This is a genomic window from Pseudomonas sp. FP2300 (assembly GCF_030687595.1).
GTDB classification, from domain to species: Bacteria; Pseudomonadota; Gammaproteobacteria; order Pseudomonadales; family Pseudomonadaceae; genus Aquipseudomonas; species Aquipseudomonas bijieensis.
Window position 1 is genome coordinate 4,644,906 of sequence record NZ_CP117440.1, and the last position, 12,992, is coordinate 4,657,897.

The window sequence follows — 12,992 nt, forward strand, 5'->3', positions numbered from 1 at the left end:
ATCAACTTACGAAAATACATTTCGGAACTTCCGAACAATGTTCCTGAAGAATCTCGAGCTCTTTCTGCTCATCGTTGAAAAAGGTGGCTTGTCTGCTGCCGGTCGAGAGGTAGGGTTGTCCCCGGCCTCGGTCTCGGAGCGGCTTGCCCTCCTGGAAACCTATTACGGTGCCAGCCTGCTCAATCGCACCACGCGGGCGATCAGCCTGACCGACGAAGGCAGGATTCTGGTCGAAGGCGCCCGGCGCTTGCTGGCCGAGGCCGGCGAGTTGCACAGCAGCATCCGCACCGGTACCCAAGCCCTCAGCGGGCCGATTCGCCTGAGTGCCCCGCAAGACCTGGGCCGCCAGTACATCGAGCCGATCCTGTCGCGCTTTCTCGACGAGCACCCTGATGTCAGCCTCGATCTGAATCTGGGCGATGGCTATGTGGACCTGGTCAGCCAGGGGTTCGATTTCGCCATTCGCTACGGTGCCCTGGCCGATAGCTCACTGCGGGCCAGGCCGTTGGGAGAGAATCGTCGCGTGGTCTGTGCCGCCCCCACTTACCTGGCGCGACATGGCACGCCAACGCATCCCTGCGAACTGGCCCGGCACGAATGCCTGGTGATGCGCCTGGGCATCAACACCGCGCGGGAATGGACATTCAGCCGGGACGGCGAGGTGCATCGGGTGATGGTCCAGGGCCGGCGAATCGCCAACGACGGCGGCCTGGTGCGGCAATGGTGCCTGGAGGGACATGGCATCAGCCTCAAGTCGATCTGGGACGTACGCGACGATCTCAAGAGCGGACGGCTGGTGGAATTGCTCCCGGACTTCACCGCCGGCAACACGCTGCTGCAGATCGTCTACCCGACCGCCCGCATCCAGCCCCGGCGCGTGCGCGCCTTGATCGAATGCCTGGTGGCCGGGCTGGCGGCGAGCGAGGCCTAGCGCAACCACCCTGTCATCGTTCAGTCATCTGCCTGACTTATTCTCCCGGCACTTCCCTGGGATCTGAAGGTGGCGGCATGCGGCTGTGCGTGGTCTGGATAATGGCGTTGTGGCTGCCGTTGGCGTTCTGCGCCGAGCGTGAGCCCGCGCCTGGCCTGCCCCTTCCTGCGTCCGGCCCGGCCCTGCGCCTCCAGGGCTCCAATACCATCGGTGCGGCGCTGGGGCCGGCACTGGTCAGGGGGTTGATGGAGGATCAGGGGCTGCGCAGGGTCAGTAGCGAAATCACCGGCCGGGACAACGAACAACGAATCGTCGGCCAGACCACCGATGGCCGACGGGTCGAGATCGACATTGCCGCCCACGGCTCCAGCACCGGGTTCGCTGCCCTCAGGCAGGCCAGCGCCGACCTGGCCGCCTCGTCCCGCCCGATCAAGGACAGCGAGCTGAAGGAACTCGCGTCCCTCGGCGATCTGAAAAGTCCTACCGCCGAGCAGGTCATTGCCATCGACGGCCTGGCGATCATCCTTCATCCGCAGAACCCGCTACGTCAGCTCGATACCCTGCAACTGGCACGGATATTCAGTGGCGAGGCGAAAACCTGGGAGGCAGTGGGCGGCACTGGCGGGCCGATTCATCTGTATGCCCGCGATGAACAATCCGGCACCTACGATACCTTCAAGGAACTGGTGCTCAGCCGCCAGGGAAAACGGCTGGATCTTTCAGCGCGGCGCTTCGAATCCAGCGAACAGTTGTCCGACGCGGTCAGCCAGGACCCGCAAGGCATCGGTTTCATCGGTCTGCCCTACATACGCCAGGCCAAGGCGCTGGCGATTGTCGACGGCGACTCGCAACCCATGTTGCCGTTGAACCACCTGATCGCCACCGAAGACTATCCCTTGTCCCGCCGGCTGTTCTTCTACCTGCCCCCTCGGGAAACCAACCCCTGGGCCACGGCGCTGGTCGAGTTCACCCAAAGCGACCAGGGCCAGGCCATCGTCGCGGCCAATGGGTTCATCGCCCAGACCGTCCAGGCCATGGCCGTCACCCCCAATGCACTGATGCCCGAGGGTTACCAGGCCCTGAGTCGTCATGCCCAACGCCTGAGCGTAAATTTTCGCTTCGAAGAAGGCAGTGCCAACCTCGACAACAAGGCTCATCAGGATCTGGGCCGGGTGCTCGACTATATCCAGAAGCACGGCAAGACCGAGCGGCGCGTGACGCTGGTGGGTTTCGGTGACGCCAAGGACGACCCGGCACGGGCGGATCTTTTATCCAAACTGCGGGCCATGGCGGTGCGACGTGAACTGGTCAAGTACGGCGTGACCCTGCGCGAAGTGCGCGGCTTCGGCGCGCTGATGCCGGTGGCGGCCAATAATGAAGATGGAGGGCGGATCAGGAATCGGCGGGTGGAGGTTTGGGTTTACTAGCAACGCCGCCATCAAAAGACGAACCCGCTTTTTGTGGCGAGGGAGCTTGCTCCCGCTGGGTCGCGCAGCGGCCCCAAATGGCCTGACGCGGTTTTCCAGCGACACCGCGCCAGCCGGTTTTACGACTGCTGCGCAGCCGAGCGGGAGCAAGCTCCCTCGCCACAAAAGTCTGGATGTTTATCGCATTAGCCTCGGCGTAAGACCGAACTGCTTCACCTTGCGCCATTGCCTACAACTACGCCAGAATCCGCCGGCTTGTGCGCCTGGAGGCTCGGCCCTATCGTTTTCCGGTCGCTGACGAATCAGCGATCGGGTTTGGTAGCCCGGGTAAAACTAAGGCGCACAGCTCCGGCATATTTATTATGGCGGCTGTGCGCGGGGCGCCCTTGTGGCGCGCTGGGTTTGCCTTGGTACCCGGTCTACCAACCTGCGTATAGCCGCCACCCAATGTTTGGTAGCAAAAGGTTGCGGCTCCAATTACCAAGGAGTGTCATCCATGTTCAAAGCAACACCCAACCCGCCGGATTCCGATCCAACGACCCACAACTCAAAAGAATTCGACGAAGCCGCTGACCGCGCCCTCGACTACTACCTCAAACCCAAACCCGACAAACCCGAGCCTGATCCAAGCCAACTCTTCACGGTCGTCAACGGCGTCGACACCGAATCCCTGCTCGCCAATCTCAGTGAAAACCTGGCCTCGGCCAATGCCATGGTCAGCAATCTGGCCTTCGACCTGGAAGGCCCGAGGCGCCACATTGCCCTGGGCATCCAGCAGTTGATCGAACTGAGCGGATTGCTGGCGAACCGGGCGCTGGATAACATCGACCCGCGCTAACCGACTCACCGCCTCTGGAGCACACCAGAGGCCTGTGGGAGCAAAGCTTGCTCCCACAACAGGTTTGCCTTTGCCCCGACGGTTTGTGCCTGGTTGACTATTAGCGCCCCGCCAACTCCATGATCATCCGCGACAACAGATAAATCCTTGGCACTACGCTCTCAACCTCCGCGTATTCCTCCGGCGTATGGATGTTGCCACCGACAATGCCAAAACCATCCAGCGTCGGCGTACCCACCCCGGCCGACAAGCTGGCATCCGCCGCGCCGCCGCTGCCTTCTTCGGTGAGTTTGCGCCCCAGTTCGCCATAGATCCCTTGGGCCATGGCCATCAATCGATCCGACTCCGCCGTCTGCGGCATCGGTGGCAGGCCGCGCTTGAGGCTGGTGGTGACTTCGGTGTCGGCGATCAATTTGTCCTGCGACACCCGCGCCAGGTCTTTTTCGATGCGGTCGAACTCCTCCGGCACCGCCGCCCGCACGTCAGCCTTGGCGCTGGCCCGGTCGGGGATCACGTTGGTCCGGTCGCCAGCCTGGAGCACGGTGAAGTTGATGGTGGTTTTCTTTTCCGCGTCGCCGAGCTTGCCCAGCTGCAGGATCTGGTGCGCGGCTTCCATCGCCGCATTACGCCCCAGTTCCGGCGCGACACCGGCGTGGGACGCCTTGCCCTTGACCTCCACCAGCGCGGTGGCACTGCCCTTGCGCCAAACCACCAAGCCATCAGCCGGGCGACCCGGTTCCAGGTTGAGGGTCACGTCATGGGCCTTAGCGGTTTTCTTGATCAGGTCGGTGGCCACGTCCGAGCCGGTTTCTTCGCTGGCATCCAGCAGGAAGGTGATCTGCGCGTAATTCTTGAAGTCGAGGTTCTTGAGGATCTTCAACGCGTAGATACCGGCGACGATGCCGCCCTTGTCGTCCATCACCCCCGGCCCATAGGCGCGACCGTCCTTGATGTGAAACGGACGCTCGGCGGCCGAGCCTTCCTTGAACACCGTGTCCATGTGGGCCATCAGCAGGATCTTCGCCTTGCCGGTGCCCTTGAGGGTCGCCAGGATGTGCTGGGTACCGTCCGAATTCGGCACCTTCTCGATGGTGGCGCCCAGCTTCTTCAATTCGTCGATGGCAATGTCACCGACCTGGCTCAGCCCCGGTACATACCCGGAGCCGGAGTCGATATTCACCAGCCGTTCCAACAGCTTCAGGGCTTCGCCCTTGTATTGCTCGGCATCGGCCAGGACTTGCTGGTGGGGCTGCGCAAAGGCCATGGGGGCGAAGGCGCCAAGGGCCAGGCTCAGGCCGAGACTGACGGCCAGGCGAGTGCGAAGAGCGGTAATCGTCATGATTTCATCCTTGTTCCGTATCGAAAGAGTGCCACAGGCACCCTACCCGACAATGACCCAAGGCTCTAGACAGCAGGTGGCCATCTCAGCCCCGTGGCCGCAAGTGGCTTTGCCTGGAAACCTCTGCATCGCGAGCTTCCCAGGTCAGCGGGGTTGCCTGGCGTCTATCAGGGCAGCACCCAATAGACATCCGTGAATGAAGGGGTATTTATTCTTCTTCAAATGCCCCGCCCTGCCACAGATCTTGGCTATACATGACTCATCAGGCGGCTGTCATGGTTGGTATCAAAGCAAAAGCGGCCCTGTCATCGCGATATGCCCGGGTTTCAGCTTCACTTAACACATTCTGTCCTGACCCATGGAGGGCAAAACATGCTGGTGTTGTGGGTAGTCCTTGCCGTGTTTATCGCCTGGAGCTGGTTGACGTATCCAGGCATCGGTCATGTGCTGTACGACATGGGCACGGCGCTGGAGGCACGGCTCTACCGGTTGCACAAGATCACCGTCCCCATCAGTGAGATGACCGTGTCGACCTGGCAAGGCGGGCCATATGAAGCGTCCGGCAGCATCCTGATGCTGCATGGCTACAGCGCCGACAAGAATCTGTGGCTGCGTTTTGCCCGGCATTTTGTCGGCGACTACAGGGTGGTGGTGCCCGACCTGGCCGGCCATGGCGAAACCGGCTTCAAGGCCGGCGGCGGCTATGACATCCCGACCCAGGCCCGACGGGTGATCGAGTTGCTCGACGCCTGTGGCCTGGACAAGGTCCATGTGGTCGGCAATTCCATGGGCGGTTACCTCGCCGCCTGGCTGGCGGCCACTTCGCCCGAGCGCGTACTGACCTTGGCGCTGATCGATCCGGCCGGCGTCACCGCTCCCCAGGCCAGCGACATGGAGCGCCACCTGGCCGCCGGGCATAACCCGTTCCTCGTCGACTCACGGGATGATTTCGCGCCATTCTACGCCATGACCATGGCCTCCCCACCCTGGGTACCCAGCGTGGTGCTGGCGGCGTTGGCCGAACGTTACGAACAGCGCCGCGATGAACTGGCGGAGATATTCGTCGACTTTCGCGCCAGCCCGCCGATGGAGCCGCGCCTGGCCGACATCCGCGCGCCATCCTTGCTGCTCTGGGGCCGCAAGGACCGGCTGATCGACGTGAGCAGCGTGCCGGTGTGGAGCAAGGGCATCGCCGACCTGCGGGTGGAGATCTGGGACGGCATCGGCCATATGCCCATGGTCGAACGACCGGGGAAAACCGCCGCGCTGTACCGGGATTTTCTCAAGGGCTTGGGGCAATGACGGCAATGTAAATCATGTGGGAGCGAGCTTGCTCGCGATAGCGGCGATACATCCAACACTGATTCAAGCTGACACACCGCCATCGCGAGCAAGCTCGCTCCCACCGGGATTCGTGGCAACTGAGGGGTATCGATTTTCATGAACATCCTCTACGACGAACACCTCGACGGTCCCTTGCCGAAGGTGGACAAGCAAGCCCTGCTTCAAGCCTTGCAGGCACAGATTCCAGACCTGGACATCCTGCATCGAGAGGAAGACCTCAAGCCCTACGAATGCGACGGCTTGTCAGCCTATCGCACCACGCCGATGCTGGTGGTGCTGCCCAGGCGTGTCGAGCAGGTGCAAGCGCTGCTCAAGCTCTGCCATGGGCAGAACGTCCCGGTGGTCGCCCGGGGCGCCGGAACTGGTCTATCCGGCGGCGCCTTGCCCCTGGCGAGCGGCGTGTTGCTGGTGATGGCGCGGTTCAACCAGATCCTGCACATTGACCCCGACGCCCGCACCGCGAGGCTTCAGCCGGGTGTACGCAACCTGGCGATCTCCCAGGCGGCGGCGCCGTTCGGGCTGTATTACGCACCAGATCCTTCGTCGCAGATCGCCTGTTCCATCGGCGGCAATGTCGCGGAAAACGCCGGAGGCGTGCACTGCCTCAAATACGGTCTGACGGTGCACAACCTGTTGCAGCTGGAGATCCTCACCATCGAAGGCGAACGCCTGACCCTGGGCAGCGAAGCCCTGGATTCACCGGGCCTGGACCTGCTGGCGCTGTTCACCGGCTCCGAAGGCTTGCTCGGGGTGATCACCGAAGTGACGGTCAAGCTGTTGCCCCGGCCCCAGGTCGCCAAGGTGCTGTTGGCCAGTTTCGATTCGGTGGACAAGGCCGGCCGTGCAGTGGCCGACATCATCGCCGCCGGCATTATTCCCGGCGGCCTGGAAATGATGGACAACCTGGCGATCCGCGCCGCCGAGGACTTCATCCATGCCGGTTACCCGGTGGACGCCGAAGCGATCCTGCTGTGCGAATTGGACGGCGTCGAGGCCGACGTCCATGACGACTGCGAACGGGTCCGCCAGGTGTTGGAGCAGGCCGGCGCCACCGAGGTCCGCCAGGCGCGGGACGAGGCCGAGCGGTTGCGGTTCTGGGCCGGGCGCAAGAACGCCTTCCCGGCGGTCGGTCGCCTGGCGCCGGACTATTACTGCATGGACGGCACCATCCCGCGCCGGGCCTTGCCCGAGGTACTGCAGCGCATCGCCAGCCTCGGTGCCGAGCATGGCCTGCGGGTGGCCAATGTCTTTCATGCCGGTGACGGCAACATGCACCCACTGATCCTGTTCGATGCCAACCAGCCCGGCGAACTGGAGCGCGCCGAAACCCTGGGCGGGAAAATCCTCGAATTGTGTGTCCAGGTGGGCGGCAGCATCACCGGCGAACACGGGGTTGGCCGGGAAAAAATCAATCAGATGTGCACACAGTTCAACAGCGACGAACTGAACCTGTTCCACGCGGTAAAAGCGGCGTTCGACCCCCAAGGCCTGCTCAACCCCGGCAAGAACATTCCCACCCTGCACCGCTGCGCCGAGTTCGGTGCCATGCACATCCATGGCGGGCAGTTGCCATTTCCTGAACTGGAGCGTTTCTGATGAGCCGCGAAGCCGACCAGGACGCCAGCGACCTGCTACTCGAACAGGTCAATCGCGCACGGGCCAATACCACGCCACTGCGCATCCAGGGTTCGAACAGCAAGGCCTTCCTGGGGCGCGAAGTGGCCGGCGAAGTGCTGGATACCCGCGTGCATCGTGGCATCGTCCACTACGACCCGACCGAGTTGGTGGTCACGGCCCGTGCCGGTACCCCATTGCGGGAACTGCTCGCCGCCCTCGACGCCGCCGGACAGCGGCTGCCCTGCGAACCGCCGGCGTTCGGCGACGACGCCACGGTCGGCGGCATGGTCGCTGCCGGACTATCGGGGCCACGTCGCCCGTGGGCCGGTTCGGTGCGCGACTTCGTCCTCGGCACGCGCCTGATCAGTGGTCACGGCACGTTGCTGCGTTTCGGCGGCGAGGTGATGAAAAATGTCGCCGGCTATGATCTCTCGCGCCTGCTGGCCGGCAGTTTCGGTTGCCTGGGGGTGATCACCGAAGTGTCCTTGAAGGTCCTGCCCAAGCCACGTCACAGCCTGAGCATCCGCCTGGAACTGGACAGCACCGAAGCGCTGCAGAAACTCGCCGAATGGGGTCGACAACCGTTGCCCATCAGCGCCGCCAGCCATGACGGCAGCTGTTTGCACATGCGCCTGGAGGGGGGCGAAGGCTCGGTCAGCGCCGCTCATCAACGTTTCGGGGGCGAGGTGATCGACGATCGATACTGGACGGCACTCAATGAGCATCGGCTGGCATTCTTCGATGAGGGCTTGCCACTGTGGCGCCTGTCGTTGCCCAACCATACCGGCCCGCTCGCCCTGCCCGGCGCGCAATTGATCGATTGGGGTGGCGCGCAGCGCTGGTTGAAAACCGAGGCCGACACGGTGCAAGCCCTGGCCCATGAAGTGGGCGGCCATGCCACCTGCTATCGTCAGGGTGCCAGCGATACACCGTTCCAGCCACTGGCTCCGGCGCTGCTGCGCTATCACCGGCAGTTGAAGGCCCAGCTCGACCCGCTCGGGCTGTTCAACCCTGGCCGGATGTACCCGGAGATCTAGCATGCAGACTCGGTTCAGTGAGGAAAGCAAAAACCTGCCCCGCGCCGAAGAAGCCGAACGGATCCTGCGCAGTTGCGTGCATTGCGGTTTCTGCAATGCCACCTGCCCCACCTACCAATTGCTCGGCGATGAGCTGGACGGCCCGCGAGGCCGCATCTACCTGATCAAGCAGGTGCTCGAAGGCCAGCCGGCGACAGCCAGCACCCAACTGCACCTGGATCGCTGCCTGTCGTGTCGCAATTGCGAGACCACCTGCCCGTCCGGCGTGGATTACCACAACCTGCTGGACATCGGCCGGGCAGTGGTCGATCAGGCCATACCGCGCCCCACTGGCCAGCGCGCACTGCGCCTGGGACTGCGAAGCCTGGCGGCCAGCCCCGAGCGGTTCAAGGCCCTGCTGCGTCTTGGGGCGATCTTCCGTCCATTACTGCCGACGAACCTGAGCGCCAAGTTGCCCCGCCCTTCCCCTGCCCGTAGCGAGCGCCCACCGCTTCGACATGGGCGTACGGTGTTGATGCTCGAAGGGTGCGTGCAACCAGGTCTCTCGCCCAACACCAACGCCTCGGCAGCCCGGGTGCTGGATCGACTCGGCATCAGCGTGATCCCCTGTGCAGAGGCCGGCTGCTGCGGTGCGCTGGATTATCACCTCGATGCCCAAGCCACCGGACTGGACCGTGCCCGACGTAACATCGACGCTTGGTGGCCGCACCTGGAGAACGGCGCTGAAGCCATCGTCCAGACGGCCAGCGGCTGCGGCGCATTCATCAAGGACTACGGGCATCTGCTGGAACATGACCCCGCCTACGCCGCCAAGGCCAGACAGGTGAGTGAACGAGCACTGGACCTGGTGCAGGTACTCGGCAAGGAACCGCTGGAACAGATCTGCGCGGCCAGGAACCAGCGCATTGCCGTGCATTGCCCCTGCACCTTGCAACACGCACAGAAACTCGGCGGCAGCATCGAAGCGCTATTGACGCGGTTGGGTTTCAACCTCACCGAGGTGCCCGACGGCCATTTGTGTTGCGGCTCGGCCGGCACCTATTCGCTGACCCAGCCGGCCCTGGCGCGGCAGTTGCGCGACAACCGCCTCAACGCGCTGGAAAGCGGCCAGCCGGAGCTGATTGTCACGGCCAACGTCGGCTGCCAGAACCACCTCGACGGCGCCGGTCGCACGCCCGTACGACACTGGATCGAGCTGGTGGATCAGTCCCTGGCAGAATGAAGTCCTGAAGATTCTTCGTTTGCCGGGGCCGGCGAAGGCTGCGATCTTTCGTCCAACTTTCCCACAGCCCTCGCCAGGAATTCTCACGATGAGCTTCGTCAGCCCCGACCTGATCCGCCAACGCTTCTCCAGGGCGATGTCCGACATGTACCGCGACGAGGTGCCACTGTATGGCGCCCTGATGAAGCTGGTGGAGCACACCAACGCCCAGGTGCTGGCCGAAGACCCGGCCCTGGCCGCACACCTGCGCAGCACCGGCGAACTCGAACGCCTGGACCTGGAACGCCACGGCGCGATTCGCGTTGGCACCGCCGCCGAGCTGGCGACCCTGGGGCGTCTGTTCGCGGTCATGGGCATGCAGCCGGTGGGCTACTACGACCTCACGCCGGCCGGGGTGCCGGTGCATTCCACGGCCTTCCGCGCCGTGCACGAAAGCGCGTTGCAGGTCAGCCCGTTCCGGGTGTTTACCTCGCTGCTGCGCCTGGAACTGATCGAGAATGCCGAGCTTCGGGCCTTTGCCGAGTCGGTGCTGGCCAAACGGCAGATCTTCACCCCCAGCGCCCTTGAGCTCATTGACCTGGCCGAACGCCAGGGTGGCCTGACCGAGGCCCAGGCCGAGGACTTCGTCCTACAGGCCCTGGAAACCTTTCGCTGGCACCACAGCGCCACGGTCACCGCCGAACAGTACCGGCAATTGAGCGCCCAACATCGTTTGATCGCCGACGTGGTGGCGTTCAAGGGCCCGCACATCAACCACCTGACGCCGCGCACCCTGGACATCGACATCGTTCAGGCGCGGATGCCCGTACACGGCATTACCCCCAAGGCCGTGATCGAAGGTCCACCCCGTCGGCAGTGCCCGATCCTGCTGCGCCAGACCAGTTTCAAGGCACTGGACGAACCCGTCGCCTTTACCGACCAGGCACAAGCCCAGGGCAGCCACAGCGCCCGCTTCGGCGAAATCGAACAACGGGGCGCCGCGCTCACGCCCAAGGGCCGCGCGCTCTACGACCGATTGCTGAACGCCGCGCGGGATGCGCTGGGGGAGTTTCCCAACGAAGCCAACGCCGAACGTTACAACCGGCTGATGAGCGAACACTTTGTCGAATTCCCTGACAACCACGATGAGCTGCGCCGACAAGCATTGGCCTACTTTCGCTATTTCGTGACGCCCAAGGGCCTCGCCGCCAAGGGCACCCTCGGGCAAGCGGCGTCCCTGGAGCACTTGCTCGCGCAGCAATACCTGCGCGCCGAACCTTTGGTGTACGAGGATTTCCTGCCAGTCAGCGCTGCCGGTATCTTCCAGTCGAACCTCGGCGATGCCGCCCAGAGCCATTACGCCGGGCAGTCCAACCGCCAGGCCTTTGAAGAGGCGTTGGGGGGAGCGACCATCGATGAGCTGGGGTTGTATGCCCAGACTCAACAGCGCTCTATCGATGAGTGCAGGGCCACATTGGGCTTGTAGGAACAGGCCGAAGGATAAAACGGCAAAAAGCTGCATGACCAGGCGTGTTGTGTAGCACGCCTACATCGGCCACTTTGCCTGGCTTTCGCGGTGTTTGCTCAGGCCACAAAGAGCTGCAACGCGCCGGGCAAACCTTTGTGCGCTTTCTTGCTTGGCTGAGGGAAAGAATCGCCAATAATCTGTTCAACTATTTGATATTTATCGTTTTTTTTTAAAATGGCATAGCTCTTGATAATCGTCAGGCCACCTCGGGGCGATTCCCGTCCCAGGCCCATAGTTATCCAGGAAGGAGAGCATCCATTGGCTACCCCCGCGTACATGACCATCAAAGGCATCAAACAAGGTCTGATCACTGAAGGCGCGTTTACCGCTGACTCGGTTGGCAATATCTTTCAGGAAGGTCGTGAAGACAAAATCATGGTGCAAGGTTTCCAGCATCAGATGACCGTCCCACGCGATCCTCAATCCGGCCAGCCAACCGGCCAACGCGTTCATCAACCCCTCATCATCACCAAAGTATTCGACAAGGCCACGCCGTTGCTACTGGCGGCGCTGGCCAGTGGTGAGCGCATGGAAGAGGTCGTGATTCAATGGTTCCGGACATCCGCCTCGGGCACCCAGGAACACTACTTCACCACCACGCTGGAAGACGCGATCATCGTCGAGATCAAGGACTACATGTTCAACTGCCAGGACCCGGCGAATGCACACTTCACCCATCTGGAGGACGTGCATTTCGCGTATCGCAAGATCACTTGGACTCACGAAGTCAGCAATACCACGGGCTCCGATGACTGGCGTTCGCCCGTGGTCGGTTAAATCGGGAGCAGCCGTCCATGCATCGGCCAACTCCGCTGACTAATGTGCAGTTGAAAACAATCGATGGGGGTTGATTCAGGATGGTGTTCGCCCAGTGCGATGGCCTCGGCAATCCATGCACTGGTAAAGAGCCTGACACTGGGCGAACGGGCACAATAATAATCGAACTTTTAGAAGATGTCCGTGAGCCTGTTTAAATAATTATTCATCGTTACAACTGTTCACAACTGAGCCCCCCAGCCGCTTGTACAATTACAGTGCGCCGTGACGAGAGCACTTCCCACTCGGCTGGGTGGGCATCCCGCGCGCAACGGCCACTCGCCATAGAGCCCGACGGGAGCATGCATCCTCGCCAGGGGTTTGTGTTTGAATGGGCATTATGTATTAGCTGTACAAACAGTTATACAAAACGATGAATAAGTACAAACGTTATTCGCAACACGTCGTTGCAAGTTTAAACAGTCATTAAAAAAATCTTTTAATACCCCGTGTGACTCACTTCAGCCACGCCGACCGGTTTTCTGCGCATCGGTATCCCCTGCCTCAGGATCGCCGTGCTGTTGCTTGCGCTTGGCCGGGTCATTGGGCCGCAAGGCATCGTTATCGCGTTCCACTTCACCGGGCAACGCCGGCTCGTCGGGGTTCTGCGGCGTTTGGTCGGGGCTGTGCTTCATGGCGAACTCCTTGAATCCTTCAGGCTTGGATCACGCGTCGGGGTCGGCGACTTCTTCAGCGACGTTGGCGTCCGGGGAGCGTTGGTGCAGTTGCTCGGCCTTGGTCTTCAAGGCCTGCCACTGCGCCAGGTCGATGGCGCCCAGGCCGAACAGATCATTGGCCAGCCGCATCAGTTCGGTGAAGTGAGCGTCGGGGGACTGCTGCCAGTAGGCCTTGTCGTCGAACAATCGCTGCCAATCGGCCAGCGACGCAAGTTTGAGGTCATCGCTCATGACGGG

At 62.4% G+C, this 12,992-nt stretch carries 13 protein-coding genes; 9 read left to right on the top strand and 4 right to left on the bottom strand.

Features of this window, described 5'->3' with window-relative positions; translation table 11 throughout:
* Positions 1 to 37 precede the first annotated feature (37 nt).
* The 3 genes from PSH86_RS20450 (at position 38) to PSH86_RS20460 (ending at position 3,196) form a co-directional block, all read left to right on the top strand.
* Positions 38 to 931, top strand: a complete 894-nt coding sequence (locus PSH86_RS20450) for a LysR family transcriptional regulator (protein ID WP_305484587.1) — start codon at positions 38 to 40, stop codon at positions 929 to 931.
* Positions 932 to 1,032: 101 nt separating this feature from the next.
* The gene (locus tag PSH86_RS20455) at positions 1,033 to 2,358 is read left to right on the top strand and encodes a substrate-binding domain-containing protein (RefSeq protein ID WP_370873825.1); all 1,326 of its coding nucleotides are present in this window, start codon (positions 1,033 to 1,035) and stop codon (positions 2,356 to 2,358) included.
* A 496-nt stretch (positions 2,359 to 2,854) separates the two neighbouring features.
* A complete protein-coding gene (locus PSH86_RS20460; protein WP_109754665.1) occupies positions 2,855 to 3,196 on the top strand; it encodes a DUF6124 family protein in 342 nt (113 codons plus the stop codon).
* Between the two features lie 100 nt (positions 3,197 to 3,296).
* Here PSH86_RS20460 and PSH86_RS20465 read toward each other — a convergent pair whose 3' ends face one another.
* Positions 3,297 to 4,535: a M20/M25/M40 family metallo-hydrolase gene (locus PSH86_RS20465; RefSeq protein ID WP_305484590.1), complete on the bottom strand. Its 1,239-nt coding sequence runs from the start codon at positions 4,533 to 4,535 to the stop codon at positions 3,297 to 3,299.
* A 372-nt stretch (positions 4,536 to 4,907) separates the two neighbouring features.
* Between PSH86_RS20465 and PSH86_RS20470 the strand changes: the two genes are divergently transcribed.
* From PSH86_RS20470 to PSH86_RS20490, 5 genes are all read left to right on the top strand, one after another.
* Positions 4,908 to 5,837: an alpha/beta fold hydrolase gene (locus tag PSH86_RS20470; protein WP_109754663.1), complete on the top strand. Its 930-nt coding sequence runs from the start codon at positions 4,908 to 4,910 to the stop codon at positions 5,835 to 5,837.
* 138 nt (positions 5,838 to 5,975) lie between these two features.
* Positions 5,976 to 7,475: a glycolate oxidase subunit GlcD gene (gene glcD, locus PSH86_RS20475; RefSeq protein WP_109754662.1), complete on the top strand. Its 1,500-nt coding sequence runs from the start codon at positions 5,976 to 5,978 to the stop codon at positions 7,473 to 7,475.
* Complete coding sequence (gene glcE, locus PSH86_RS20480) at positions 7,475 to 8,533, top strand: glycolate oxidase subunit GlcE (RefSeq protein WP_109754661.1); 1,059 nt, start codon at positions 7,475 to 7,477, stop codon at positions 8,531 to 8,533. Before glcD ends, glcE begins: the two co-directional genes overlap by 1 nt.
* A gap of 1 nt (position 8,534) precedes the next feature.
* Positions 8,535 to 9,755 carry a glycolate oxidase subunit GlcF gene (glcF, locus tag PSH86_RS20485; RefSeq protein WP_305484594.1) on the top strand — a complete coding sequence of 407 codons (1,221 nt, stop codon included), beginning with the start codon at positions 8,535 to 8,537 and terminating at the stop codon, positions 9,753 to 9,755.
* 88 nt (positions 9,756 to 9,843) lie between these two features.
* On the top strand, positions 9,844 to 11,220 hold the full coding sequence (locus PSH86_RS20490; RefSeq protein WP_109754659.1) for a VOC family protein: 1,377 nt from the start codon (positions 9,844 to 9,846) through the stop codon (positions 11,218 to 11,220).
* A gap of 98 nt (positions 11,221 to 11,318) precedes the next feature.
* On the opposite strand, the gene PSH86_RS20495 is transcribed toward PSH86_RS20490, so the two are convergent.
* Positions 11,319 to 11,495: a hypothetical protein gene (locus tag PSH86_RS20495; protein WP_305484597.1), complete on the bottom strand. Its 177-nt coding sequence runs from the start codon at positions 11,493 to 11,495 to the stop codon at positions 11,319 to 11,321.
* 25 nt (positions 11,496 to 11,520) lie between these two features.
* On the opposite strand from PSH86_RS20495, the gene PSH86_RS20500 reads away from it, so the two are divergent.
* A complete protein-coding gene (locus PSH86_RS20500) occupies positions 11,521 to 12,039 on the top strand; it encodes an Hcp family type VI secretion system effector (protein ID WP_116832952.1) in 519 nt (172 codons plus the stop codon).
* 500 nt (positions 12,040 to 12,539) lie between these two features.
* On the opposite strand, the gene PSH86_RS20505 is transcribed toward PSH86_RS20500, so the two are convergent.
* A complete protein-coding gene (locus PSH86_RS20505) occupies positions 12,540 to 12,713 on the bottom strand; it encodes a hypothetical protein (protein ID WP_162893849.1) in 174 nt (57 codons plus the stop codon).
* A 30-nt stretch (positions 12,714 to 12,743) separates the two neighbouring features.
* Complete coding sequence (locus tag PSH86_RS20510) at positions 12,744 to 12,986, bottom strand: hypothetical protein (RefSeq protein ID WP_109754657.1); 243 nt, start codon at positions 12,984 to 12,986, stop codon at positions 12,744 to 12,746.
* Positions 12,987 to 12,992 lie beyond the last annotated feature (6 nt).

What these genes read in the sequence shown, in the direction of transcription:
- PSH86_RS20450 (WP_305484587.1), top strand. Translation starts at nt 38, where the DNA reads ATGTTCCTGAAGAATCTCGAGCTCTTTCTGCTCATCGTTGAAAAAGGT.
- PSH86_RS20455 (WP_370873825.1), top strand. Translation starts at nt 1,033, where the DNA reads ATGGCGTTGTGGCTGCCGTTGGCGTTCTGCGCCGAGCGTGAGCCCGCG.
- PSH86_RS20460 (WP_109754665.1), top strand. Translation starts at nt 2,855, where the DNA reads ATGTTCAAAGCAACACCCAACCCGCCGGATTCCGATCCAACGACCCAC.
- PSH86_RS20465 (WP_305484590.1), bottom strand. Translation starts at nt 4,535, where the DNA reads ATGACGATTACCGCTCTTCGCACTCGCCTGGCCGTCAGTCTCGGCCTG.
- PSH86_RS20470 (WP_109754663.1), top strand. Translation starts at nt 4,908, where the DNA reads ATGCTGGTGTTGTGGGTAGTCCTTGCCGTGTTTATCGCCTGGAGCTGG.
- glcD (WP_109754662.1), top strand. Translation starts at nt 5,976, where the DNA reads ATGAACATCCTCTACGACGAACACCTCGACGGTCCCTTGCCGAAGGTG.
- glcE (WP_109754661.1), top strand. Translation starts at nt 7,475, where the DNA reads ATGAGCCGCGAAGCCGACCAGGACGCCAGCGACCTGCTACTCGAACAG.
- glcF (WP_305484594.1), top strand. Translation starts at nt 8,535, where the DNA reads ATGCAGACTCGGTTCAGTGAGGAAAGCAAAAACCTGCCCCGCGCCGAA.
- PSH86_RS20490 (WP_109754659.1), top strand. Translation starts at nt 9,844, where the DNA reads ATGAGCTTCGTCAGCCCCGACCTGATCCGCCAACGCTTCTCCAGGGCG.
- PSH86_RS20495 (WP_305484597.1), bottom strand. Translation starts at nt 11,495, where the DNA reads ATGGGCCTGGGACGGGAATCGCCCCGAGGTGGCCTGACGATTATCAAG.
- PSH86_RS20505 (WP_162893849.1), bottom strand. Translation starts at nt 12,713, where the DNA reads ATGAAGCACAGCCCCGACCAAACGCCGCAGAACCCCGACGAGCCGGCG.
- PSH86_RS20510 (WP_109754657.1), bottom strand. Translation starts at nt 12,986, where the DNA reads ATGAGCGATGACCTCAAACTTGCGTCGCTGGCCGATTGGCAGCGATTG.